Origin of the sequence: Sphingopyxis sp. J-6, from assembly GCF_046603995.1 — a bacterium.
Taxonomy (GTDB): domain Bacteria; phylum Pseudomonadota; class Alphaproteobacteria; order Sphingomonadales; family Sphingomonadaceae; genus Sphingopyxis.
The window spans coordinates 3,470,994-3,496,329 of sequence record NZ_CP145810.1; the positions used below are offsets into that span (position 1 = coordinate 3,470,994).

At 65.8% G+C, this 25,336-nt stretch carries 20 protein-coding genes; 10 read left to right on the forward strand and 10 right to left on the reverse strand.

Annotation, left to right across the window (positions count from 1 at the left end):
• Nucleotides 1-121: 121 nt before the first annotated feature.
• Nucleotides 122-1,435 (reverse strand): spinster family MFS transporter, encoded by a 1,314-nt coding sequence (locus V6U71_RS16580; RefSeq protein WP_411339482.1) that lies wholly within the window; start codon nt 1,433-1,435, stop codon nt 122-124.
• Nucleotides 1,436-1,793: 358 nt separating this feature from the next.
• Between V6U71_RS16580 and V6U71_RS16585 the strand changes: the two genes are divergently transcribed.
• Together V6U71_RS16585 and V6U71_RS16590 are read left to right on the forward strand one after the other, a co-directional pair.
• Nucleotides 1,794-3,614 (forward strand): gamma-glutamyltransferase, encoded by a 1,821-nt coding sequence (locus V6U71_RS16585; protein ID WP_411339483.1) that lies wholly within the window; start codon nt 1,794-1,796, stop codon nt 3,612-3,614.
• Nucleotides 3,615-3,736: 122 nt separating this feature from the next.
• Nucleotides 3,737-6,001, forward strand: a complete 2,265-nt coding sequence (locus V6U71_RS16590; RefSeq protein WP_411339484.1) for a TonB-dependent receptor — start codon at nt 3,737-3,739, stop codon at nt 5,999-6,001.
• Nucleotides 6,002-6,070: 69 nt separating this feature from the next.
• On the opposite strand, the gene V6U71_RS16595 is transcribed toward V6U71_RS16590, so the two are convergent.
• Nucleotides 6,071-7,336 (reverse strand): DUF3422 family protein, encoded by a 1,266-nt coding sequence (locus V6U71_RS16595; protein WP_411339485.1) that lies wholly within the window; start codon nt 7,334-7,336, stop codon nt 6,071-6,073.
• A gap of 383 nt (nt 7,337-7,719) precedes the next feature.
• Here V6U71_RS16595 and V6U71_RS16600 point away from each other — a divergent pair, with 383 nt between their 5' ends.
• Nucleotides 7,720-8,337, forward strand: coding sequence for a TetR/AcrR family transcriptional regulator (locus V6U71_RS16600; RefSeq protein ID WP_054731080.1), 618 nt, complete (start codon nt 7,720-7,722; stop codon nt 8,335-8,337).
• A gap of 36 nt (nt 8,338-8,373) precedes the next feature.
• Here V6U71_RS16600 and V6U71_RS16605 read toward each other — a convergent pair whose 3' ends face one another.
• Both V6U71_RS16605 and V6U71_RS16610 read right to left on the reverse strand, forming a co-directional pair.
• A complete protein-coding gene (locus V6U71_RS16605; RefSeq protein WP_411339486.1) occupies nt 8,374-9,783 on the reverse strand; it encodes a M20/M25/M40 family metallo-hydrolase in 1,410 nt (469 codons plus the stop codon).
• A 37-nt stretch (nt 9,784-9,820) separates the two neighbouring features.
• Complete coding sequence (locus tag V6U71_RS16610; RefSeq protein WP_411339487.1) at nt 9,821-11,416, reverse strand: ABC-F family ATP-binding cassette domain-containing protein; 1,596 nt, start codon at nt 11,414-11,416, stop codon at nt 9,821-9,823.
• Nucleotides 11,417-11,574: 158 nt separating this feature from the next.
• Between V6U71_RS16610 and V6U71_RS16615 the strand changes: the two genes are divergently transcribed.
• Nucleotides 11,575-12,000, forward strand: a complete 426-nt coding sequence (locus V6U71_RS16615) for a GFA family protein (protein WP_411339488.1) — start codon at nt 11,575-11,577, stop codon at nt 11,998-12,000.
• Nucleotides 11,997-12,563, forward strand: a complete 567-nt coding sequence (locus V6U71_RS16620) for a septal ring lytic transglycosylase RlpA family protein (protein WP_411339489.1) — start codon at nt 11,997-11,999, stop codon at nt 12,561-12,563. The genes V6U71_RS16615 and V6U71_RS16620 overlap by 4 nt, the downstream gene beginning before the upstream one ends.
• On the opposite strand, the gene V6U71_RS16625 is transcribed toward V6U71_RS16620, so the two are convergent.
• The 5 genes from V6U71_RS16625 to V6U71_RS16645 all read right to left on the reverse strand — a co-directional run bounded on the left by V6U71_RS16625 (nt 12,560) and on the right by V6U71_RS16645 (nt 20,445).
• A complete protein-coding gene (locus V6U71_RS16625; RefSeq protein ID WP_411339490.1) occupies nt 12,560-13,531 on the reverse strand; it encodes a magnesium and cobalt transport protein CorA in 972 nt (323 codons plus the stop codon). The genes V6U71_RS16620 and V6U71_RS16625 overlap by 4 nt on opposite strands.
• A gap of 67 nt (nt 13,532-13,598) precedes the next feature.
• Nucleotides 13,599-17,135, reverse strand: coding sequence for a CHAT domain-containing tetratricopeptide repeat protein (locus tag V6U71_RS16630; protein ID WP_411339491.1), 3,537 nt, complete (start codon nt 17,133-17,135; stop codon nt 13,599-13,601).
• A gap of 156 nt (nt 17,136-17,291) precedes the next feature.
• Nucleotides 17,292-18,881, reverse strand: coding sequence for an MDR family MFS transporter (locus tag V6U71_RS16635; protein ID WP_411339492.1), 1,590 nt, complete (start codon nt 18,879-18,881; stop codon nt 17,292-17,294).
• Nucleotides 18,882-18,883: 2 nt separating this feature from the next.
• Nucleotides 18,884-19,996, reverse strand: coding sequence for an HlyD family secretion protein (locus V6U71_RS16640; RefSeq protein ID WP_411339493.1), 1,113 nt, complete (start codon nt 19,994-19,996; stop codon nt 18,884-18,886).
• Complete coding sequence (locus tag V6U71_RS16645) at nt 19,996-20,445, reverse strand: MarR family winged helix-turn-helix transcriptional regulator (protein WP_411339494.1); 450 nt, start codon at nt 20,443-20,445, stop codon at nt 19,996-19,998. The genes V6U71_RS16640 and V6U71_RS16645 overlap by 1 nt, the downstream gene beginning before the upstream one ends.
• Before the next feature lie 127 nt (nt 20,446-20,572).
• On the opposite strand from V6U71_RS16645, the gene V6U71_RS16650 reads away from it, so the two are divergent.
• The 4 genes from V6U71_RS16650 to V6U71_RS16665 all read left to right on the forward strand — a co-directional run bounded on the left by V6U71_RS16650 (nt 20,573) and on the right by V6U71_RS16665 (nt 24,367).
• Nucleotides 20,573-21,220 carry a 2-hydroxychromene-2-carboxylate isomerase gene (locus V6U71_RS16650; RefSeq protein ID WP_411339495.1) on the forward strand — a complete coding sequence of 216 codons (648 nt, stop codon included), beginning with the start codon at nt 20,573-20,575 and terminating at the stop codon, nt 21,218-21,220.
• Nucleotides 21,217-21,660: a GFA family protein gene (locus V6U71_RS16655; protein WP_411339496.1), complete on the forward strand. Its 444-nt coding sequence runs from the start codon at nt 21,217-21,219 to the stop codon at nt 21,658-21,660. Before V6U71_RS16650 ends, V6U71_RS16655 begins: the two co-directional genes overlap by 4 nt.
• Nucleotides 21,657-22,445, forward strand: coding sequence for an alpha/beta fold hydrolase (locus tag V6U71_RS16660; RefSeq protein WP_411339497.1), 789 nt, complete (start codon nt 21,657-21,659; stop codon nt 22,443-22,445). The genes V6U71_RS16655 and V6U71_RS16660 overlap by 4 nt, the downstream gene beginning before the upstream one ends.
• Nucleotides 22,446-22,519: 74 nt before the next feature.
• On the forward strand, nt 22,520-24,367 hold the full coding sequence (locus V6U71_RS16665) for a M2 family metallopeptidase (RefSeq protein ID WP_411339498.1): 1,848 nt from the start codon (nt 22,520-22,522) through the stop codon (nt 24,365-24,367).
• Between the two features lie 52 nt (nt 24,368-24,419).
• Here V6U71_RS16665 and V6U71_RS16670 read toward each other — a convergent pair whose 3' ends face one another.
• Nucleotides 24,420-24,746, reverse strand: a complete 327-nt coding sequence (locus V6U71_RS16670; protein WP_411339499.1) for an ArsR/SmtB family transcription factor — start codon at nt 24,744-24,746, stop codon at nt 24,420-24,422.
• A gap of 49 nt (nt 24,747-24,795) precedes the next feature.
• Between V6U71_RS16670 and V6U71_RS16675 the strand changes: the two genes are divergently transcribed.
• Nucleotides 24,796-25,278: an SRPBCC family protein gene (locus V6U71_RS16675; protein ID WP_054731105.1), complete on the forward strand. Its 483-nt coding sequence runs from the start codon at nt 24,796-24,798 to the stop codon at nt 25,276-25,278.
• Nucleotides 25,279-25,336: the final 58 nt, after the last annotated feature.

A 25,336-nucleotide genomic window follows, 5' to 3' on the forward strand; every position in this document is an offset into this window, starting at 1 on the left:
TGCCCACCCCGCTGCGGCTAACGAGCAAGCCCCAAGCCTCGCTGCCCCTCCCGCTTGCGGGAAGGGAAATCACCGCTTTCTTGCTATGCCCGCTTCCCACTCCCATTGCGGACGCTGCACATCAAAGCGTCCCGGCGCGCGCAAGATCGCCCGGCAGCGACTTGATCGCCATCCAGAAATGAAAGGCGGCCCAGATTCCGGTAAGCCCCGCAAACGCCAGCGCGATACGCAGCGACTGCGCGGGATCGGCGATATGCGGCGCGATCAGGTCCGACGCGATGCCGATCAACTGCGGCGCGATCGCGAGGTTGGCGATGTTCGCGGTGAACAACACCACCGCGACGGTAACACCGCGCATGTCGGGGCGCACCAGATTCTGGAGCAAGGCCAGCATCGGGCCGACATAGACATTGGTGAACGGGATGAAGAGCCACAGCAGCCATAGCGCCATATTCTTGTCGCTCACGCTGTGCGCAAGCACGCCCGGGATAGTGATCAGAAGCGTGACCCAAGCGAGAAAATGGCATTGCCATTTCGGCGCCATGCGAGCGAGCTTGAAGGTCATCAGCGTCGCGGCGACCAGCGCCGCGGCGCCGCCGACGCCGCTCATCATCCCGACCTCGAACCCCGCCTCGCCGACGCTGAAGCCGTGCGAGCGCGCTAGGAAGGCGGGCGTCCACCAGACCAGGCCCATGCCCGAGAAGGTGGCGATCGTTGCGCCAGCGATGACGTGGACGAGCGCGCGCTGCGAACGGATGAAGGCGATCGTCTCACCGATCCCCGGGGCCTTGGCGGCGGCCGCGGCGACATCGCTCGCACCGCGCTGCGGTTCACGGACGGTCAGCAGGAGAAGGAGCACGGGAATGCTCGCGAACGCGAAGACGATCAGGCCGTGCCGCCATCCGAAGCGCTCGGCGAGCAGGCCGCCGCCGATTCCGCCGATCCCCGACCCGATCGCGATGCCGAGCGCGAACACCGACATCGCGACGATCCGTTCCGACGGCCTGAAATAATCGGCAAGGATCGAATGCGATGGCGGCGTGCCGCCCGCCTCGCCGACCCCGACGCCGATGCGCGCGAGCAGCAATTGCCAGAAATTCTGCGCCATGCCGCAGGCGGCGGTGAACAGCGACCAGATCGAAAGTGCCCACATGATCATGTTGCGCCGGTTGACACGGTCGGCAAGCGCGCCGAGCGGCAGCCCTGCCGCGGTATAGAATATGGCGAGCGCGACCCCGGTCAGGAAACCGACCGAGGCGTCGCTGAGCTGGAACTCCGCCTTGATCGGCTCGATAAGCGTCGAGAGCACGAAGCGATCGGCGATGTTCATCGCATAGACGAGCGTGATCACCGCGAGGGCCCAATAGCGCCCCTTCACGATCGGATGCTGCGAGGGCGCCTCTTGCGGCGCCGAAACCTCGGCCTGTGTCGTCATCGATCGCCCTCCTCAACTCGTCCGGCCGGTTTCAGTCCACCAGCTTTCCCGTAATAATGCATTTAAATGCATATATGTCTATTGAGTATTTCGCTTCGCTGTCGCGCCCCTTAAAAAGTGGCCGCGCAACCGGAGAACAGCGGTATCGCCGCAGATTGGGCGTCTCCGCACTCACTGAAATCAGCGCAGGACGATGTAAAGAAAGGGTTTATCTAGCCATCGAAAGACGCCGGCAAAATCTCGTCCGTGCCTGAAAATGAAGGATTGCATCCCCGATCATAATATAAGACAGTAATGCATATTTCGAGTCTCCCCGCTGAATCGGGCGGAGGCGGCCATCAGAGGAAGGGAGCACCATATGGACATCGACAGACGAACGGCGCTCGGCGCCTTGGCAGCGACGACCGCAATGGCGACGACATCGGCGCTGGGCGTCACGGCAAAGGCCTTTGCGGCCACTTCAGGAGATGTTGATTTGTCACCGAAATCATGGCCTGCGGGCGAATATGCGCGTTACATGAAGGCGCAGGGTGTCGACCGGACCACCGCCGGGTCGGCGCAGGGAAAACAGGGTGCGGTCACCGTGGCCTATGGCGGCCTCGCCGCACGCGCCGGCCTCGAGGCGTTGAAGCAGGGGGGCAATGCGATCGACGCCGCGATGACCACCGCGCTCACCCAGGTGGCGCTCACCATGGGCGCCCCGATCAGCTATTTCGGTATCATGTCGCTCGTCTATTACGAGGCGAAGAGCGGCAAGACCTATACGATGAATGCCGAGTGGAACACGGTTGCGGGCGAAACCGACCCGCAGTCGATCCCCGGCGCGATCGACTTTTCGAGCACCGAGGCGCTGCAGGGCAAGGGCGAGCCGAGCGGCCGCACCGCGCTCGTCGGCGGCTTCATGAAGGGAGTCGAGGCGGCGCACAAACGCTTCGGCAAGCTCCCCTTCGCAAGCATCTTCGAACCCGCGATCCACGTCGCCGAAGAAGGCATGCCCGTCACCGCCCAGCTCGAAACGGTGTTCAAATTCCGTGACAAGGATATCCGCCGCCTGCCCGAAACCCGCGCGACGCTCGTCAAGCCCGACGGTTCGGCCTATGCCGAGGGCGACCTGTTCCGCCAGCCCAAGCTCGCCGAAACGCTGCGCGCGGTGGCGAAGCAGGGCGCCGGTTACATGTATGGCGGCGCATGGGGTGAGAAACTCGTCGCGGCGATCCAGGCCGATGGCGGCAAGATGACGATCGACGATCTCAAAAATTATCAGGTGATCTGGGCCGATCCGCTGGTCGCCGACCTGCGCGGCGGATATTCGATCCATACCAGCCCGGCGCCGAACTTCGGCGGCTTCTCGATCATCGAGGCGCAGAACCTCGCCGACGCGGCGGGCCTGTGCGGCGGCGAGCATTGGACCAAGTCGTCCGAACAGCTCAAAAAGGCGCTTGAGATTACGCAGCTCTTCGGGATTTCGATGTTCCCCAAGGAAGCGCAGAACGCCATCTATCCGGGCATCGATTTCAGCGACGCGTCGCGCGTGACCAAGGCGCACGCCGCCGCGCTGTGGCAACAGATCGAGAGCGGCAAGACCTTCACCAAGTGGAAGCGGACGACGCCGATGCATTCGGACGACGTCGTCGCGGTCGACGGCGAAGGCAATATGGCGGCGATCACCCACTCGATCAACTGCGTGAACTGGGGCAAGACGGGGATCTTCGTCGACGGCATTTCGATCGGCGACCCGGCATCGTTCCAGCAGGCCGCGATCGCGCGCGTCACCCCGGGCGAACGGTTGCCGGCGCCGACCGAGACCGGCGTCCTGCTCAAGGACGGGGTGCCCGTGGTCGCCTTCGCGTCGATGGGCGCGGGTCTCCACCAGCGGACCTTCCAGGGGCTGCTCAACGTCACCTGCTTCGGCATGACGGTCGAGGAAGCGATCAACGCCCCCGATTTCTTCCTGCCCTCGGTCGATCCCGCGACCAGCGAGACGACGCTCGTCGTTCCCGAGGGGCGCTTCGATCACAAGGTCCTCGACGGTACCGGCTACGCTTGGCGCGAAATGCCGCTCGAAGAGGCGCGGCTGGGCGGCGAAGGCAAGTGGGTGGCGATCAGCCGCGATCCGAAGACGGGGCTGCTGCACGCCGCATCGCACAACCGCAACAACAGCGACGCGGTCGCTTTCTGACCGCACTCCGGGGCGCCCGCCGCCGGCGCGGCGTCCCGGCGAGACATAACAGAAAACATGCAGCGGAGCAGCGGACGGCGCCGAGCCTTGCCGCGTGCCCGCAACAACAGAGGGGACACATAATGACCAGAACGCATTTCTTCGCCATCGCTTCGAGCATGGCAGCCATCATCGCCGCGACGCCGGCCAGCGCTCAGGAGAGCGGCGCGGCAGGCGCCGACAACGAGATCGTTGTCACCGCCAACAAGCGCGAGGAAAATCTGTTCGACGTCCCCTCTTCGGTGAGCGCGGTCAGCGACCAGTTTATCGACCGCATCCGCGCGAACAATCTCTCCGACATCGGCGCCTATGTCCCCGGCCTCAACGTCCAGCCGAGCGGCGGGGACAGCAATCGCCTGATCGTCCGCGGTCTCAGCACCGGTTCGCAGGATTTGAGCCCCACGGTCGGCGTCTATGTCGACGATGCGCCGTTCGGGGCGAGCACCGGCCTTGCGCTCGGCGCGGTGTTCAGCCCCGATCTCGACCCGTCCGACCTTGCGCGGGTCGAAGTGCTGCGCGGCCCGCAGGGCACGCTGTACGGCGCGAACACGCTCGGCGGTCTCGTGAAGTTCGTCACCAAGGCGCCCGACCTGTCGAATTTCAGCGGCCATGCCAGCATCGACCTGTCGACGACGCGGCGGCAGGGCGCCGACGATCCCTTTCGCACCGTGCTGCGCGGCGGCATGAACCTGCCAATCGTCCAGGATATCGCGGCGCTGCGGGTGAGCGGCTTTTACGACACGACAAACGGGACGCTCACCGACGTGCGCACCGGCCGCGATTCGCTCGGCGGCAACAGCCGCAAGGGAGTGCGGGCAAAATTGCTCGTCGAGCCGACCGACAATCTGTCGATCACCCTGAGCGGCGCCTATGCACGCAACAATTCGCCCCGCACCCTGTCCTTGACGGCCGACGCGCAGACGCTCGAACCAACATACGGCGACTATGCCGATTACGCCTATTCGGACAGCTATTCGCGGTCACGCTACTATGTCCTCCAGGGCAATATCCGCTATGAATTCGCAAACGGCATCTCGCTGAGTTCGACGACGAGCTATTCCGATTTCAAGGTCGATCTCCAGTCGGATCTTACGACCGTTTTCCAGCCCGCATTCAGGGCATCGCCGTCGACCGCGGCCATCGCGCCCTTCCTGCAATTCTCAGGTCCGGTGCGCCCGGTCGTGAAACGCACGACGCAGGAATTGCGGCTCGCCTCGCCGTCCTCGGGCAGCTTCGAATGGCTCGTCGGCTTCTTTTACGACGACCAGGACAGCAATTATCTGAGCGGGATAAATTCGACCTTCAACTTCGGCGCGGCACCGCCGCCGGCGCTGGCACCGATCGTCGGACTGCTCGCCGATTACCAGACGGTGACGACGATCAACCACTACAAGGAATATTCGGGCTTCGCGAATGCGAAGCTGTCGATCACCCCGACGATCGATCTAGGCGCCGGGGTCCGCTACAGCCATAACAAGCAGGCCTATACGAGCGCCCGCACCGGCTTCCTCGTGCTCGTCGGCGCGCTGCCGGCGTCGGGCGGCGGGACATCCTCCGACGATGTGTGGACGGCGTCGTTCGACGCGAGCTGGCATTTCGCCGCCGACAGCATGCTCTATGCCCGCGCCGCACGCGGTTACCGCCCCGGCGGCCCGACCGCGACGGGAACGAGCTTCGACCCCGACACCACCTGGAACTATGAAGCAGGCGTCAAATCGTCGATGATGGACGGCAAATTGCGCACCAGCCTTGCCGGCTTTTTTGTCGACTGGGACAATATCCAGGTCAATTTCTTCAACGGCACCAACACGGTCATCGGCAACGCCGGCAGCGCGCGCAGCATGGGGGCGGAATTCGAGGGCAGCTATTCGCCGGTCGACGGACTGACGCTGGGCGCCAACCTCACCTATACCGACACCAAGATCACGTCGCTGCTCGCCGGTCAGACGACCGGTGCCGCGCTCGGCGACGAATTGCCCTATGTGTCGAAATGGGCGGGTGCGCTGCGCGCCGACTATTATTTCCCGGTCGCAGGCACCGCGGGCGGCAATCTGGGTGCCAGCCTCCGCTATCGGAGCGCTTTCGACGGAAGCTTCCCGGGCGATACGGGCTCGACCTTCTATCGCCTTCCCGAAACGGCGTTCGTCGACCTGCGCGCCGGGGTCGAGCTGAACGAGGGTTTTTCGGTCAACCTGCAGGTCCTCAACGTGACCGACTCGCGCAAGCTGACCAGCGCGTCGAGGGTATTGGGGACGAGCGAAGCGAACGCCGACCTGTTCGGCCAACCCGCATCGGTCGCTTATGCGCCGGGCCGGACCTTCACTATCTCGCTTGCCGGGAAATTCTGAGGGAAGCTTGTGTCGCCCCCGCGGAGGCGTGGGCGACACATAGGCGATGCCCATCGTTTTGGCGGGCGATCATTCGTGCGCAAACTGCCGCCGGATTCGCCGCATACCGAGCCAGGTCACCGCGAGTGCGATGGGGACGGCGATCGCCATCAGCACGCCGTGCCCCGCCTCGCCGAGCGCAAGACCCTTGCTGGCATAGCCGATCAGCCCGACGAGATAATAGCTGATCGCGACGACCGACAGCCCTTCGACCGTCTGCTGCAGCCGGAGTTGCAGGTCGGTGCGGCGATCCATCGACGCCAGCAGGTCGCGGTTCTGGCGCGACAGCGCGGTATCGACGCGGGTCCGCATCAGCGAGCTGGTCCATGCGAGCCGCTGCGACAGATCCTCGAGGCGGGCGGAAAAGGAGATGCAGGTCCGTACCGCCGGCAGCAGGCGGCGGTCGGTGAAATCGGCGAGCGTCTGATATCCTTGCACCCGCCCGACGCGCAGGCTGGCGAGCCGGTCGTGCGAGATTTCCGAATAGGCGCGCGACGCACTCATCCGGTACCGCGTCTCGGCGACGACGCCGGCGAGTTCGGCGCTGAGCGCCGACAGGTCGCGCAGCAGCGTTTCGTCGGCGCTTTCGCCCGCCGCGATCGCCGACGACAAGGCAGCGAGCCGCGCCTCGAACCCCGACACTTCGGGGGTCAGCCGCTGCGCCATCGGCAGGCCGAGCAGCGCCATGTTGCGATAATTGCCGAGTTCCTGAAGGCGCTGGACGACGAGCGAAGCCTCGGGCCCGGTCAGGCCCTTGTCCGCGAGCAGCAGCCGCCCGAAGCCGTCCTTGTGAATGCGGAAATCGGACCAGATCCGGCCCGCACCGTCGGCGACGTCGCAGACGACGAGGTCTTCGGCCGAAAAATAATCGGCGGCGCGATCGGCGATCGCCGCATCGCAAAAGGCGAATTGCGTCGCCCGAACCACCTTCCCCGGCAGATCCGCAAACCAGCGGTCGGGGATCGCGGCGAAGGCATCTGGATCGAAGGGGTGGTCGAAGGCGCCTGCGCGGATGAACATATAGCTCGAAAACTCGGTGTGCCGTTCCCACACGATGCGCATGTCGCCGCGTTCGCCGAGCAGGAAGTTCGCCCCGTCCTTCGCCTCCGCAGCATCGAATGCGAACAGTTCGGCAAGCTTGTGCCGTTCGAGCGCGATGTCGCCGCGGTCGCCGGACAGCACGACCTGCATCATGCGCGTCGGGGCAGCCATCGGAGGCAGCTTGCGGACATGCATTTCGCTCGACAGCGCCGCCCGCAGCGGATGATCTTCGAGGCCAAAATCGCTGTGCCGCATGTCGCCCCCGAATGCTCGCCCGAACCACCACCTTGAACCGGCAGTCGGGCCGCCTGCCCGCTCCGCCGTTCCCGGCCGCATCACCTATCGAAAATGCGGCCGGGCGCAAGCGATGGCAGCACCGCCGGGGAGAGAAATCGGCCGGCCGCATCCGGATCGCGACGAGGGACCGCCGCATCTTGCTCGTAATTTAATTCATAAATGCATTTAACTTGCAAGGCACGCCCGAACGGCCCTCGCCAGTGCGTTGGCATTTCGCGATGGCCTGCGAAATTATCATGCATCGATGCACGCCGGCTTTGTTGTTTCGCGAAAATATGACATGGGGGAAGTGCGATGTCCGATTGCCCGGACAGCGAGCGCAACGGGGAATATGAAAACCTATGGCTGGACGCACACCGAAAAATACGGTGCAGGACTGGATCGAGGCCGCGCAGCGAACGCTGGTCGACGAAGGCATCGCCGGGCTGAAGGTCGATCGCCTCGCCAACCGGCTTGGCGTCACGCGCGGCGGATTTTATCATAATTTCAAGGATCGCGACGAATTCTTCGAACAGATCATCCGGCATTGGGAGAATAGCTGCCGCTTCCTCCCCGACGATCCGCCGCCGCCGCGCCCGGGCGATGCCATCGAATGGCTCGATCGCACGATCGGCAGGCTGATCGAATCCGACGGCTATGATTACCGGTTCGACCTTGCCGTGCGCGAATGGGCGCGCGCCGACAAGCGTGCCGAATGGGCGGTCGAACGCGCCGACCGCGAGCGGCTCGATACGCTGCAGAAATTCTTCGAGGCGATCGGCTGCGACAAGGAGCATGCGGCGATCCGCGCCCGCGTCTTCTATTACCACCAGATCGGCTATTATGCGATCGGGGTCCGGCAGAGCATTGCCGAGCGCCGCCGCAACGCAGAACTCTATATGGACATATTGTGCGGCGAAGAGGAACTGAAAGCCGCGCGCGCCGCCGCCGCGAAGGGACGCAAGGCCCGCGCCGCCTGACGCACGGGCCCGAGGCCTAAGGCCGGAGCGGAGATATCAGGGCTTGTAGGCATAGGCCTTCACAAGGTCGAACATATAATCGCGCCCGACATAGACCGCCTTGACCTCGACGCGTTCGTTGAGACCGTGGACGCCGTTGCCGTCGGGGTCGCCCCAGATTCCGGGGATGCCATAGGTCGGAATGCCGACCGCACCGAGGAAGGTCGCGTCGGTATAGCCGTTGGCCATCGACGGGATGACCTTCAGGCCCGGCCAATATTTGGCGACGAGCTTTTCCATCGGGCCGATGATCTTCGGGTCGAGCGGCGGTGCCGGCGGCGCGGGGCGCTTGGGCGGCAGTTGGGTAACGGTGACGCCCGGATCGCCGATCACCTTCGCCAGTTCGTCGCGGATGCTTTCGATGCTGTGGCCGGGGAAGATGCGGCAATTGATGTTTGCCCCCGCGCGCTGCGGCAACGCGTTGGGCGCATGGCCGCCGTCGAGCAGCGTCGCGACGCATGTGGTGCGGATATTGCCGTGGAGGAAACGGTCCTTGTCGACGATCGCCAGCGCCGCCTTGTCGGCCGGGTTTGTCGCCAGCGCCGCCATCGCATTGCCTGTCTCGTCGCCGCGCGCCGCGCCCGCTTCGGCAAAGAAGCGCCGCGTCACGTCGGTCATTTCGACGGGAAATTCATATTCGTCGATCTTGGTCAGCGCGCGCGACAACTGGTAGATCGCATTGTCGCGCACCGGCACCGAGCTGTGCCCGCCGGGGTTGCGCGTTTCCAGGCGGAAATTGGCGAAGGTCTTTTCGCCGACCTGCACCGACTGGCCGAGCACCTTGCCCTTCCCGTCACTGTCGCCGCCGCCACCCTCGTTGAGCGCGAATTCGGCGTCGATCAGGTCGCGCTTGTTCGCGGCGAGCCATTCGACGCCGTTGAACGCGCCGTTCGTCTCCTCGCCGCAGGTCAGCGCCAGCTTTACCGTGCGTTTGGGCTTATAGCCTTGCTGCTTGAAACGGATCAGCGTGTCCACCCACACCGCCGCCTGCGCCTTGTCGTCGAGCGTGCCGCGACCGTAGAAATAGCCGCCTTCTTCGATCAGCTTGAACGGATCGCGCTCCCAATCCTCGCGCTTCGCCTCGACGACGTCGATATGCGCGACGAGCAGGATCGGTTTCGCCGCCCTGGCGGTGCCGGGATAGACGGCGACGAGACCGCCCTCCTTCGGATGCTCGGGCGTCGCGAACAAGGTCAACTGGTCGTCGGCAAAACCCGCCGCCTTGAGCCGCGCCGCCATCCGTTCGGACGCGAGCGTGCAACTGCCCGAAGACAGCGTCGTGTTGGTTTCGACAAGCTCGCGGTAAAGCTCGCGGAAGGCCAGTTGATCGGGGCGGGGATCGGCGGCCTGGGCAGCCGCGGGCGCGAGCACGGCAAGCACGGCCGCGGCGGAGATCAGTTTCTTCATGCCACTGGTGTAGCGCGGCGAAACCGGCTGTCATCCCTTAATCGCGGCCGCGCGGCATCGTCACCTCGCGCGTGATTCCGATCGCATCGAGAAAGGCGGCGTCGTGACTGACGACGAGCAGCGCGCCGTCATAGGCCGCGAGCCCCGTCTCGACCGCGGTCAGCGAATCGAGGTCGAGATGGTTGGCGGGCTCGTCGAGGATGAGCAGTTGTGGCGGCACCGGCGCGCCGAGAACGCAGGCGAGCCCGGCGCGCAGCATCTGGCCCCCGCTCAAGGTTCCCGCAATGCGGTCGGCGGCGTCGGCACGAAAGCGGAAGCGCGCCAGCGCGGCGCGGCACGCATTGTTCGTCGTCCCCGGATTGCGGGCGAGGAAATTGTCGGCGATCGACAGCGCCGGGTCGAGCAGGCTGACGCGCTGGTCGAACAGTGCGAAGGGCACGGGCACATGGACGCGGCCGCTCCACGGCGCGAGCGTTCCGGCGACCAGCGCGAGCAAAGTCGACTTGCCCGATCCGTTGGGGCCGGTGATCGCGACGCGTTCGGGACCGGTGATGGTCAGCGACACATCGTCGATCACCGGGCGCCCCGCGACATAGCCCGCGCTGACATGGTCGAGCGACAGCACGATGCGCGACGAAGGCAGGCCGGTCGAGGGCAGGCCGACCGACAGCGGATCGACAACCTCGACCTTCGCGCGCGCGGCGGAAAGCTGTTCCTCGGCCTCGCCGCGCTGGCGTTCGGCGAGGCGGCGGTTGGCGCCGACGCTTTCCTCGGCGCGGCGCTTCAGCGTGCCGAGCAGGATCGCGGGCTCGTCGCCGCGCGCCGCCTTGCGCCGCCCACCGGCATCGCGGCGCGCCTGCCGTTCGGCGGTGACCTGCGCCTGGCGCCGGACCCGGCCCAATTCCTTTTCGGCACCAGCCAGTTCGGCCTCGGCGGCCGCAGCCTCGATATCCTTGCGCGCGCGATAGTCGCTCCAGCCGCCGCCGTAGCGCGCGCCGCCGAGCGTCGTCAGCTCGACGATCGCGTCCATCCCCTCAAGCAATTCGCGATCATGGCTGACGACGAGCGCGCCGCCGCGCCAGCCGGCGAGCAGCGCGCGGACCGCATCGCGGCCCTCGCGATCGAGATTGTTGGTCGGTTCGTCGAGGAGCAGGAAATCGGGCGCCGCGAACATCGCCCCTGCGAGCGCGGCGCGCGTGCGCTGGCCGCCGGAGAGCGACGCCAGCGGCGTGTCGGGCGGCACGGGCAGACCGACATTCGCCAGCGCTTCGTCGAGCCGCGCCTCGAGCGTCCAGTCGGCGTCGGCGATCTCGTCGACGCTCGCCCTGCCCGCCTCGGCCTTGCCCAGCAGGGCAAGCCCGGCGCGCGCGCCGAACAGATCGGCCACCTGCTCGTCCGCCGCGACCTGTACCGTCTGGCGCAGCATCGCCACGCTGCCGTCGATCGCGATATGGCCGGCGGACGGCGTGAGTTCGCCGGTCAGCAATCGCAGCAGCGTCGATTTGCCGACGCCGTTGCGGCCGACGATGCCGACACGTTCGAGCTCGAACTGGAGGTCGAGGTCCGAAAGGACGGCGCGGCCGTCAGGCGTGGACCAGCTGAGACGGGAAACGGTGATCGATGGCATGGACATGGACTTTCCTGGCGGCAAGGCGGGGCTGCGTTGCGGTCAGGTTCCGGTCCATGACGAAGTCTCCAATCGATGAGGCCCGAATTTAGGGTGTCCGGCGGACAAGTGCAAGAACCGCCACGCTTTGTTTGCCGGGCAAGGGATGATATCGGCGATACGCGATGGAACGACGCGCCTCCTGTCACTGCGGCACGCTGCAGCTTCGATGCACCGGCGAGCCGTCGAAAGTCTCGCTCTGCCATTGCCGCGATTGCCAGCGGCGCACCGGCTCGCTGTTCAGCGTTGCGGCCTTTTTCCCGCGCGATTCCGTCAGCCTGGCGGCGGGCGAAGCCAAGACCTTCCGGCGTCCGTCGGCGAGCGGGTTCGATGTTTCTTTCCATTTCTGTCCCGGATGCGGTTCGACTTTGTGGTGGGAACCCGAACGCATGCCGCATCTGGTCGGCGTTGCCGCAGGCAGCTTCGCCGACCCGGATTTCCCGATGCCGGCGCAAGCCGTGTGGGCCGAGGACCGGCATCGCTGGCTGGAACTGCCGCCCGAAATGCCCGCCCATGCCCGCAACCCGGTCAAGACGGCGACACCCGAATGAAGCCTTCGATGCTGTACCGTCCGGCAGGTTTGGCAGCCGCCCTGTTGATGCTCTCGGCCTGCGCGGGCGGCAATTTCCGGCCGGTGAGCGACACGCCGGTGCGGATCGGCAAGCCCTATGCGGTGCGCGGCACCACCTATGTCCCCGCCGCCGCGCCGGCTTATGACATGGTCGGTTATGCGAGCTGGTACGGCAGCGAGTCGGGCAACCGCACCGCCAACGGCGAACAATTCCGCCCCGGCTGGATCACCGCCGCACACACGACGCTGCCCCTCCCCACCTATGTCGAGGTGACCGCGCTCGATACCGGGCGCCGCATCATCGTGCGGGTCAACGATCGCGGGCCCTTTGCCGCCGGCCGGATCATCGATCTGTCGCGCGGCGCCGCCGAAGAACTGGGCATGAAAGCGCAGGGTCATGCGGCGGTGCGCGTGCGGCCGGTCGAACCGTCGGAGAAGGACCGCAAGCGCCTGCGCAAGGGAAAAGCGGCGGCGTCGCTGTCCCCGGTGCCGCAGCGCGAACTCGAAAAATTGCGCCAGCGGCTCCCTGCAAAAGCCCGCTAGAGCCAGCCGATTCTCTTGAACCGCCAGTAAAGCCCGGCGCAGATCGTCGCCATCGCGCCGACGATCAGCGGGTAGCCGAAGGTCCAGCCGAGCTCGGGCATATGCTCGAAATTCATCCCGTAGATCCCGGCGATCGCCGTCGGCACCGCAAGGATCGCGGCCCAGGCCGCGAGCTGGCGGGTGATCACGCCCTGCCGTTGCTGTTCGAGCATGCCGTTGGTCTCGATCACCGAGGCGGCGATGTCGCGCAGCCCGTTCAGCCGGAATTCGGCGCGCTGGACATGGTCCCAGATGTCGCGGAAGAAGGGACGGACCGCGGCGTCGATATTGGGCAGGTCGTCGTCGGTCGCGAGGCTGTTCGCGACCTCCTTCATCATCCCCACGAGGCGCTGAAACCGGATGATCTCGTGCCGCTGGGCATAGAGATGGCGGATTTCGCCAGCGTCGAGCGGCGTGTCCATCACGCTGTCCTCGACGAGCAGCAGCCGGTCCTCGATTGCGTCGATCACCGGGAAATAGCCGTCGACGATGAAATCGAGGATCGCATAGAGGACATAGTCGGGTCCGTGCGCGAGCTTGGCCGGCAGCGTTTCGAGCCGCGCCCGCACGTCGGTATGCGTGCGCGCCGATCCGTGGCGGACGCTGACGAAGAAATGCGGCCCGAGGAAGAAAGCGGTTTCGCCGGGCTGGATCGTGTCACCGTCGAGATTGGCGGTGCGGGTGATGACGAAGAGCTGGTCGCCATAGGCCTCGACCTTTGGCAACTGGTTCGCTTTCAACGCATCCTCGACCGCAAGCGGGTGCAGCCCGAAACGCTTGGCGATCCCCGCCAGTTCGCCCGGCGTCGGCTCGTACAGCCCGAGCCAGAAGAAATCGCCGTCGTCGCAATCCTCGGGGATCGCCTCGTCCGCGCCAAGTTCGCGGACGAGCTTGCCGTCGTGATAGACGCGGGCGGCCTTGATCGGCATCGGCGGAACTCCGTTGGGCAGGCGCCGCTATAATCGGCGCAGCGTCGAAGGCAAATGCCCGCGCCGCTCAATCGTCGCGGTTGGCGATGTTGGTGAACGGCGCCCAGGCGGCGGGATGCGCCCAGCCCGGCTTCCAGCCAGCGATCGCGGTGCCGTCGGCGCGCTTGCCGCTGCGTACCGCCTTCATCCCCGACTGGAGCGCCTGCGCGCGCGACATGTCGGGGTTCGCCTGCCGCGCCATCAACGTTTCGACGGTCAGCACCGCGGTCGCTTCGTCCGACACCCGCCAATGGCTCGCGAGCAGCGCGTCGGCGCCGGCGTATAGAAAACCGCGCGCGAGCGCCGACAGGCTGTCGACGCCGCCCGAATTTTCCGCCGATGCGGTGTTGCACGCCGACAGGATCACCCAGTCGGCCGACAGCGACAGCCGCGCCGCCTCGGTCGCCGTCAGCAGGCCGTCGTCGAGGTCGCTCGCTTCATTGGGCGGAGTCAGCACCAGGCCGGGTTCGCTGAGCCCGAGCGCCGGATCGGGGAGCAGGCCGTGCGTCGCGATCGCGATCACGCGGCTCGTCGCGAGCGCCGCGTCCTGCCGCAGCGCGGCTTCGGTGGCGCCGCGGTCGGTCGTCAGGCTGTCCTTCGGCGCGTCGAACAGGCTGGCCATCGCCGCGAGTTCGACCTTCGTGCCGGGCAGCGGCGCCAGCTTGCGGAGCGCATCGGGGTCAGCCAGCGGCGATCCCGATGCCGAGACGCCATCGAACACGCCGACGCCCGCGGCAGCGCGCGCGCCAGTGTCGCCGCCCAGCAGCACCGGAGCGCCATAGCCGCGGAAATAATTGCCGCGCTTGCCCGAACGCGCTTCGCCGGCGAGCGTCAGCGCCGCGACCGACGGCAGGCTGGTGAAGGCGTAGCGGTCGGCGAGCCATCCCGCGCGCGCCATCACATCGGGGTCGGCTGGGTCCGCGCCCTCGGGGAGCGCAGTCGACGAGAGCATCGCCAGCGGCAGATCGCCGAGCTTGCCCGAGCTGGTCACATAAAGGCGCGTGGTACCCTGCAGCAGCGGTTCGACCGGTTCGATCAACAGCTTGTACAGCGCATTCGCGGTGTCGAGATCGAAGCGCTGGTTGCCCTCGAGCTCCTTCGCCGATGTCGGCAACTGGTCGAGTTCGGCCCGGCGCGCCGCCGAGCAGGTCGCATAGTCGACGTCGCAGCGCAGGTCGGCAATCTGTTTGAGGATGACGTCGATGTCCTTGCCCGGCCGGCTCCAGCCGACCGCGGTCGGGGTGACGACGAACAGATGGAAGGTGTTCGCCGCCTCGGTCATCAGGAGCAGGGCCTCGCCGGGGCGCAGCGCCTTTTGCGCGTCGGCAAGCGCGATCGGGCGCGGCGAGACAAGCTGGCGATAGGCGGGATATTTCTTGTCGATCAGCGCGCTGACGTCGGCAAGCTGCGCGCGGATCGTATCGAGTTCGCTGCGCAGCCGGGTCGCCTCGACCGGCTTGCGGTCGCCGAGCGCGCGGAGCAGATTCTTGTCGATCAGGTTCGCCCGCGCCGCCAGATCCTGTTCCTGCCGGACGGCCTCGGCCATCTCCGGCGTCTTGGCGGCACTCCGCGCCGCCGTCTGCAGCACCGCGCGCCCCGACGCCGAACTGATCGCATCCTGCGCAGCGCGGAACGCGCGATCCTGCAACTTCGACTGGCCGGCGGCGTCGGGGGTGTCGCTCATCAGTCCGAAGGCGACGTTCATGTAACTGGTGAAGGTGGCGCGGTTGGGATTGGCCTGCTGGCGGTCGAGCGCCGAAAGCGCGACCGCATTGCCGCCGGCCGCACTCCGTTCGTCGAGGCCGCGGACGATCGCCACCGCCTTGTCGGCCTCTTGCTCGGCCTCCACCGTCTTGCCCTGCCGCATCAGGTTGAGCGCGAGATTTTCGTGCGCGCGCGCGGTGTCGATATGTGCTTCGCCGACGCTCTGTCGGAGGATCGCGAGCGACTGGCGGTAATAGGGCTCGGCCGCCTTGTCGCCCGCGCCTTCGAGCCCACCGCGGCGGACGAGTGCCGCCGCGACGCTGTTATAGGCGACCGCGGTCAGCGGATGATTTTCACCGAGCAGGCGCCGCCGGATTTCGAGCGCCTTGATCGTCATGTCGGCGCCTTCGGCATGCTGGCCGAGCGACCCGAGCAGCGATCCGAGACTGGTATAGGCCCAGGCGGTTTCGGGATTATCGTCGCCGAACTTGGCCTGGAAAATCCCGAGCGCCTGCCGCATCAGCGGCTCGGCGCGTTCCGGATGACCGTCTTCGTCGAAATTATAGGCGAGGTTGATCAGAAGCGTCGCGTAGGAAGGATGGTTCGGCCCGGCCACGCCTTCCCGGATGTCGAGCGCGCGGCGGTACATTGGCTCGGCCTCCGCATAGCGGCCCTGCTGGTTCAGATTGTGCGCGATATTGCCGTACATCGTCGCAGTGCGCTCGCTGCTTTCGCCGAGCGACGAACGCGTGATGTCGAGCGCCTTGCGGAGCAGCGGCTCGATGGTGCTCGGCGGCATGCCGCTGCTTTCCATGTTGAGCGCGAGATTATTGTAGGCCTCGCCGGTCAGCGGATGCGCCGCGCCGAGCGTCTTTTCGCGGATCGCCAGCGCCTTGCGATAATTGGCGTCGGCATCGGCGAACCATCCCGCGAGATTCTGGCTATAGGCGACCGCGGTGTAGCCGAGCGCCGCCTGCGGGCTGTCGTCGCCCTTCACCGCGCGCCAGATTTCGAGCGCCTTGTTCGCCGCCGTATCGGCATCGGCATAGCGCCCCATGTCGCCGAAATTGACCGCGCTGTTATAGTGGCGCAGCGCCACATCGTCGCTGTTCGCGCCCGCCAGTCCCTCGTCGATCGCGCGTGCCTTTTCGAGCATCGGCGCCGCTTCGTCGAAGCGCCCGAGGCTACGCAGCACGACCGCGAGATTGCCGTAGCCCGACGCTGTCTCGCGATGATTTTCGCCGTGAACGGCAAGGCTGGTATCGAGCGCCTTGCGATAGAGCGCCTCGGCTTCCTTCATATCGCCGAGTTCGGACGCGACCGACGCCAGATTGCTTGTCGCGACGATGGTCTTGGCATCCATCTCGCCCCTGTTCGCGATGCGTGCAGCGAGGATTGCGCGGCGCAGCGGCAGCGCATCGGCCGGCCGGCCCTGCTTGATATAGTTGGAAGAGAGAAAGGCTGTGGCGGTCAGCGTTTCGTCGTCATTCTCGCCCATCACCGCGCGATTGATATCGAGCAGCCGCCGCCAATAATCTTCGGCCTCTTTCAGCCGGTTCTGCTCCTCCAGATTACCGGCAAGCACGCGGTAGCCAAGGCCGGTGATCAGCCCGTCGGCGCCATAGCGCTTGGTCGCTTCGCCGATCCAGCGCCGATAGATCTTTTCAGCATCGGGATATTTGCCGGCGCGGTCGAGGTCCATGCCCTGATTGATCAGGTCGAGCATCTTCTGCTGGTCGCCGTCGAGTTCGCCCGATGCGGCATCCGCGACCGGCGCTTGCTGCGCGAACGCCGCCGGTGCGGCGGTCCACAATGGCGCGGCAAGCACAAGCGCCAGCAACTGGCGTCGACGGTTCGGCATGATCGGCATTCCCCTGTTTCGACCCAACATACAGAATAGATTGGGATATTGTCACCTGCGATCGGGTTAGGCCAGATGCGGAGGCGACGATGTGACAGGGGTCACTACCGGCATTCTTGCGGTTCGACGACGGAATGGAGCGATCGGGCGGGCGCCTCAATGCCCCATATCGGCGGCCGACGCCGCCTGCGCCCCCGGCCGCGGCGGGCGCAGCAGGATCACCAGCGGCACCGATGCCAGCGTGATCCACATCATCAGCCAGAAATCGTCGATATAGGCGACCATCGCGGCCTGCCGGTTGATTTCGGCATTGACCATCGCGAGCGCGGTATCGCCGACGATGCCGAAGCGATCGGCGGTCGACGGGTCGAGCAGGCTGACCGAACTGTTGGTGATATGCGCGGCGAGGTCCTCATGGCTCGTCTGCGTGTTCGCGCCGAGCAATGTGGTGACGACCGAAATGCCGACCGAGGCGCCGACGCTGCGGAACAGGTTGAGCAGGCTCGATCCGTCGGTGCGATATTGCGGCGGGATCGTCGCGAACGCCATGGTGTTGAGCGGGATGAAGATCAGCCCCATGCCGACCCCCTGCACCAGCCCGCTGACGATCACCGGCCAGCTTCCCATCATCAGCGACCAGTGGCTCATCTGCCACAAGGAATAAGCGGCGATGAACAGCCCCGTGCCGACCATCCAGCGCGCATCGACCTTGCCGAGCAACTGGCCCGCGACCCACATGCTCATCAGGATACCGACGCCGCGGACGGCGAGGACAAGCCCCGTATCGATCACCGGCCAGTCGAACAGCCGCTGCAGCATCGGCGGCAGCAGCGCCATTGAGGAGAACATGACGACGCCGATCACGACCATGAAGCCCATCGCGGTGACGAGGTTGCGATCGGCGAGCATCGCGCGGTTGAACAGCGGCGACCGTGCGGTCAGCAGGTGGATAATGAACATCCAGAGGCAGGCGACGCTGACGCCGAGTTCGATCCAGATCTCGGTGCTGTTGAACCAGTCCTGGTTCGCGCCGCGGTCGAGCATCAGTTGCAGCGCCGCGAGCCCCAGCGCGAGCATCGAAAAGCCGAACAGGTCGAAGCGGCGGCTGGTCGTCTTCGTGGCGGGGAGGAGCGCCCACATCATCGCAAGGGTCAAGAGGCCGACGGGCAGGTTGACGTAGAAGACCCAGCGCCAGTTCGCCTGTTCGGTCAGCCAGCCGCCCAAGATCGGCCCGAGAATGGGCCCGACCATGATCCCCATGCCCCAGATCGACATCGCGCGCGCATGGCGTTCGGGCGGGTTGATATCGAGCATCACCGATTGCGACAGCGGCCCGATGAAGGCGGCGCTGATCCCCTGCAGGAAGCGGAACGCCACCATCTCCTCGAGGTTCTGCGCGGCGCCGCATGCCATCGAGGCGACGATGAAACCCGCGACCGCGGCGAGGAACAACTGCCGTCGCCCGATCCGGTCGGCGAGCCAGCCGGTGATCGGCATCGCGACGGCCGACGCGATGATATAGCTGGTGAGCACCCAGTTCACCGTCTCGCTCGTCGCGCCGAGCGACGACTGCATATGCGGGATGGCGACGTTGGCGATTGTCGTGTCGAGGATCTGCATCACCGACGCGCCCATCACGGCAACGGTCAGCAGGCCGCGATAGCGCACCCGTTCGTGCAAGGGCACGCTGTCGTCGACCGGCAGCGCCGCCGCGGCCGACCGCCGTGGGGATGCTCGGGTGGCCATAGCTATTTGGTGAAAACCCGCACTTCCGCCGACAGGCCCGCGATCATCTCGCGCGACGGCTTTTCGTCGAAGGCGATACGCACCGGCACGCGCTGCGTCACCTTGACCCAGTTGCCGGTGGCGTTCTGCGCCGGCAGCACCGAAAATTCGCTGCCGGTGCCGGCGCCGATCGTCAGCACATGACCGCGCACCTTCAGCCCCGGATAGGCGTCGAAGCTGATTTCGGCGCGCTGACCGATGCGCATGTCGGCGAGGTCGGTTTCCTTGAAATTCGCCTCGACCCACGGATGCGCGGTATCGACCAGCGTCACTGCGGGCAGGCCCTGAACCATCATCTGGCCGATCTGCAGCCGGTCGGACTGCGCGACGCGCCCGGCGCTCGGCGCGCGGATTTCGGTGCGACCCAAGTTGACCTCAGCCTGCGCGCGCTGGACGCGCGCCGCCTCGACCTGCGGGTTGATGCCGCTGGCGGGCCCGGCGGCGAGCTTGGTGCGCGCCTCGGCCGCGGCTGCCTCGGCCTGTCGTACCTGCTCGCGCGCCAGCGTCACCGCGTGGCGCGACGCGTCATAGGCGGCTTTGGTGGTAAAGCCCTTTTCCATCAGCGCTGCCTGACGCGCAAAGTTCACCTCGGCGAATTTGACGTCCTCGCGCGCTGCGGCGATGTCGACGCTCGAGGTGTTGGCGCTCGCCGAGAGGTTGCCGACCTCGACCTCGGCCGCATCGATAGCGGCGGTCGCCTGCGCGACGGTCAGCGCATAGGGTTCGCGATCGATGCGGAACAGCAGTTGGCCGGCCTTGACGATCTGGCCATCGCGCACCGCGACCTCGGTGATGCGTCCGCCGACTTCGGCAGCGACCGAAACCTTGTCCATCTGGACATAGGCGTTGTCGGTCGACACCGACCCGCCGCTCGTCAGCCAGTACCAGCCGCCCGACGCGATCAGCACCAGCGGCACGCTGAACATGAGTAGACGGCTCCGCCATTTCGGCGTGTCCTTGACCACCGGTTCGGGTGCGACGGCGGTCTGCGCCGGCGGGACCGGATCGGCCTTCGGCGCGGGCTTGGGCGGCTTCGCTTCCTCGGCGACGGGGCGGGCGGGAGAAATCTGGTCCATCAGGCGGTCTCTTTTTGGTCTTTTTGGCAAATGCGGCGCGACAGGTTGGCGCGGACGCGCTCGACGAGGGCTGTCAACTGATCGCGCTCCGCTGCGCTCAACCCCTCGGTCGCCTCCTCCGCGAGTCTGTCGACGGTTGGCCGGATCCCTTCGAGAAGCGCATCGGTGCGCGGGGTAAGATGAAGCAGCCACGCGCGGCGGTCGGTCGGATCGGCACGCCGTTCGACCAGCCCGGCCTCGACGAGTCGGTCGACCATGCGCGACAAGGTAATGGGTTCGACCTCCAGCACCTCCGCGAGCGGTCCCTGCCGTATCCCTTCGTTACGGCGCAAATAGGTGATCATTCGCCACTGCAGCGCGGTAATCCCACTGTCACGGACACGCGCGTTGAACGCGCGCCGGTACATACGCGCCGTATCGTTCAGCAGGAAACCGATCGTCTCGCTCATGGCAGTCGATATAATAGCAGTAGCTATTATAAGCAATGAAATTGCTGCAACGCAAAAACATCCGCCGCGGCGCAAAATGTCCCGGCAGCGCTTGCGCGCCATCGCCCTTTCCGGGCAGGATGCAGCCATGAGTCTTGCCGCAGACCTGTTCTGGTCCTTTCGTTCGCCCTACTCCTATCTCGCGATCGGCCGCTATCGCGCGCTCGCGGCAAGCCACGACACCGTCATCAACCTGCGCCCGGTCTATCCGCTGGCGATTCGCCAGCCCGATTTCTTCGAGCGCAGCCACCCCAACTGGCTGAGCTATACGATGCGCGACATGATCCGCGTCGCGCAGTTCCACGGCATTCCGTTCGGACCGCCGCGCCCCGATCCCATCGTTCAGGACGTCGCGACCCGCGCGATCGCGGCCGACCAGCCCTATATCTATCGTCTGACGCGGCTGGGGCAGGCGGCGGCGCGGCGCGGCAAGGGACTCGCGTTCGCCGACGAAGCCGCGCAGCTCATCTGGGGCGGTGCGCAGGACTGGCATAGCGGCGATCATCTGGCGGGCGCCGCGCGGCGCGCGGGTCTCGACCTTGCCGAACTCGACGCCGAGGCGGCGGCCGATGCCGAAGCGCTCGACACCGAAATTGCCGCGAACCAGGTCGCGCTCGAGATTGCGGGCCACTGGGGCGTGCCGACATTGGTCTTCGACGGCGAGCCGTTTTTCGGGCAGGACCGCATCGAAATGGCGCGCTGGCGGATGGAGCAAAAAGGCTTGCAGGCTCGATGAGCGACGCGCTGACCGGCGGTTGCCAATGCGGCGCCATTCGCTTTTCGGCGACGCATGCAAACCGCGATGCCTATTGGTGCCATTGTCGCATGTGCCAGCAGGCGCTGGGCAATGTCGCGGCCGCGTTCTGGAATGTCGCGAAGGACGGCGTCCAATGGACCGGGCGCGAGCGCGCGGCCTATATGTCCTCGCCGTTCGGCCGCCGCGGCTTTTGCGGCGAGTGCGGCACGCCGCTGAGCTTCGACTATCCCGACAGCCCGAATATCGACCTGACCGTCGGGGCGCTCGACGATCCGGCGGCGGTGCGGCTGGCGAGCCATTTCGGCGTCGAAAGCCGTGTGCACGGCTGGACCGCAGGCGAAGGCCTGCCCGAGATGCGCAGCGAGGATCATGCGCCGTTGCAGGACCGCTGGGCCCGGGCGCGCGGCGAAGGGGAATGACGATCGAACCGCAATTTTTCGAGGCGCGCGACGGCGTGCGGCTGGCGTGGCGCGAGATGGAACCGGCAACCGGCCCCGAAACCGGCCCCGAAGCCGGCGACGCCCGCCCGCTGATCCTCCTCCACGGCCTGTTTTCGAGCGCCGAGATCAACTGGATCAAATTCGGCACCGCGGCCCGCATTGCCGAAGCGGGCTTCCGCGTCATCATGCCCGACCTGCGCGTCCACGGGTCGAGCGAGGCGCCGCACGAGCCCGAAAACTATCCGCCCGACGTGCTGGTGAACGACCTTCAGGACCTGATCGCGCATCTGGGGCTGGGCGATTTCGACCTTGGCGGCTTTTCGCTCGGCGCGCGGACGAGCGTCCGTGCCGTCGTCGCAGAGATGGCGCCGCGCCGGCTGATCCTCGGCGGGATGGGGCTCGCCGGCCTCGCCGGGTGGCAGCGGCGCGGGCAGTTCTTCAAGCGCGTGATCGCCGAATATGAGACGGCGAAGCGCGGCGACGACACCTGGCTGTCGATCCAGTTCATGAAGACGATGAAGATCGACCGCGTCGCCGCGGCGCTGCTGCTCGACAGCTTTACCGATACTTCGCCCGACATGCTGGCGGCGCTGACGATGCCGGTGCTGCTGGTCTGCGGCGAGCAGGACCAGGACAATGGATCGGCCGAGGAACTGGCCGCCGCGCTGCCCGACGCGCGGCTCGTCACCATCCCCGGCACGCATATGTCGAGCGTGACCGAGCCCGCGATGGGCGAAGCGATCGTTGCATTTGTGACCGCTTGACCCGGCCGCGGCGGCGGTTCAGATTGCGGCCATCGCGCCGCCGAGCGCCTGACAAAATATCCGAGGACGCACCCATGAAAGCCATGATTTCAACGCTGTCGCTTGCCCTTTCGCTCGCGCTCGCCGGCCCCGCCGTCGCCGCCCAGAAACAGAAGGACGCACCGGCCGCCAAAGCGGCGAAGCCGACCGCCGCCGATGCCGACGCCTTCATCGCCGCCGCCGAAAAGGATTTGTTCGACTATACGGTCGAGGGCAGCCAGGTGAACTGGGTCAACGCGACCTATATCACCGAAGACACCGATGCGATGGCGGCGCGGATCAACGCCGTCGGCACCGAGAAGGCGGTCAAATATGCGCTCGAGGCGGCGAAATATGCCGGGGTCGAGGGGCTGAGCCCCGACACCAAGCGCAAACTCGACATCCTGCGCACCGGCCTGGTCCTCCCCGCCCCCACCAAACCCGGCGCCGCGACCGAGCTTAACAATATCGCGACCGACCTGCAGTCGCAGTACGGCAAAGGGCGCGGCACGCTGAACGGCAAGGAAATCTCGGGATCGGACATCGAGGCCGAGATGGGCAATCTCAAGAACACCCCCGCGCAATTCGCCGAAATGTGGACGAGCTGGCACGACAAGGTCGGCGCGCCGATGAAGGACGATTATGCGAAGATGGTCGGCATCGCCAACGAAGGCGCAAAGGAACTCGGCTTCGCCAACACCGGTGCGATGTGGCGGTCGGGATACGACATGTCGCCCGAGGAATTCGCGCAGACGACCGAGCGTTTGTGGCAGGAAGTGAAGCCGCTCTATCTGGCGCTCCACACCTATGTGCGCTGGAAACTCAACGAGAAATATGGCGACGCGGTACAGCCCAAGACGGGGCCGATCCGCGCCGACCTGCTCGGCAATATGTGGGCGCAGGAATGGGGCAATATCTACCCGCTCGTCGCGCCGGCGGGGGCGGGCGACCTTGGCTATGACATCGGCGACCTGCTCCAGGAAAAGGGCAAGGGGCCGCTCGACATGGTCAAGGCGGGCGAGAATTTCTATTCGTCGCTCGGCTTCGCGCCGCTGCCCGAGACCTTCTGGAAGCGCAGCCAGTTCACCAAGCCCGCCGACCGCGAGGTCATCTGTCACGCCTCGGCGTGGGATATCGACAACAAGGACGATATCCGGATCAAGATGTGCATCAAGGTGAATGCCGACGATTTCGTCACCATCCACCACGAACTCGGCCATAATTATTACCAGCGCGCCTATAACAAGCAGCCGTTCCTGTACCTCAACGGCGCCAACGACGGCTTCCACGAAGCGATCGGCGATTTCGTCGCGCTGTCGATCACGCCGCAATATCTGGTCGACATCGGCCTCCTCGACAAGGCGAAGGTGCCGAGCGCCGACAAGGATATCGGCCTCTTGTTGCGGCAGGCGATGGACAAGGTCGCCTTCCTGCCCTTCGGCCTGCTGGTCGACCGCTGGCGCTGGGGCGTCTTCGACGGCACGATCAAGCCCGCCGGCTATAATCAGGCGTGGACGCAGCTTCGCCTGCAATATCAGGGCATCACCCCGCCGGGCGAGCGTCCGGCCGATGCGTTCGACGCGGGCGCGAAATTCCATATCCCTGGCAACACGCCCTACACGCGCTATTTCCTCGCGCGCATCCTGCAGTTCCAATTCTATGAAGCGGCATGCAAACAGGCGGGCTGGACCGGGCCGCTCCATCGCTGTTCCTTCTACGGCAACAAGGAAGTCGGCGCGAAGCTCGGCGAAATGCTCGACATGGGCGCGTCGAAGCCGTGGCCCGACGCGCTCGAAGCATTCACCGGCAGCCGCGAAATGTCGGGCAAGGCGATGGCCGACTATTTCGCGCCGCTGAAGGCGTGGCTCGACGAGCAAAACAAGGGCAAGCCGTCGGGCTGGTAATCCACGGCTCCGGGCTAACCAGATGGCCGGGAAGCTCGCTTCCCGGCCATTTCTATTTGGCTTCCACAGCTTGCTTGAACCGGGCCAGCCGCTCGGTCGCCGCTGCGGCGTGGGGGCCGATCCAGCGGTCGTGGATATCCTGGATCGGCATCGCGTCGAGGTGGTTCCAGCGTTCGCGGCCGCGGCGCTCGGCGATCACCAGCCCCGCCTCTTCGAGCACCTTCAGATGCTGCATCACCGTGCAGCGGTCGATGTCGGGAAAATGGCTGCACAGCGCGCCCGTGGTCAGCGGCTGATCCTTGAGGTCATCGAGGATCTGGCGGCGGACATGCGACGCCAGCGCCTTGAAAACCCGGTCATAATCTTCGTGGATTGACATGTTATAAATTTATAACATAAAATCGCCCCGACTCAAGCGGAGAATGATCATGGAACTGAAATTCAGGGTCGCGGCGCGGATCGCCAAGCCGGTCCACGAAGTGTTCGAGGCCGTCGCCGATCCCGCCAAGCTGTCGCATTATTTCACCACCGGCGGCGCCGAGGGGCGGCTCGAAACCGGCGCAACGGTGACGTGGGACTTCCACGACTTTCCGGGCGCCTTCCCCGTCTATGTGATCGAGGTCGTCCCCGACGAGAAGATCGTCCTCGAATGGCAGGCAAGCGAGGGCGAGGCGCACAATATCGAAGGCAGCGAGCCCAAGGATGCGGACTATCGCACGCGCGTGACGATGAATTTCAAGGGCCTCGACGACGGGCGCACGCTGGTCGAGATTGCCGAAGAGGGCTGGCGCGAGAATCAGGGCGCGCTCGGCGCCTCCTATGGCAATTGCCAGGGCTGGTCGCAGATGCTCTGCGCGCTGAAAGTGTGGATCGAGCATGGGATCAATTTGCGCGACGGGATGTATAAATAGGCGGCTGCGGGTGACGGCGCTTGCGTGCGACAGGGCGTTGGGCCGGTTGCGGCCGACT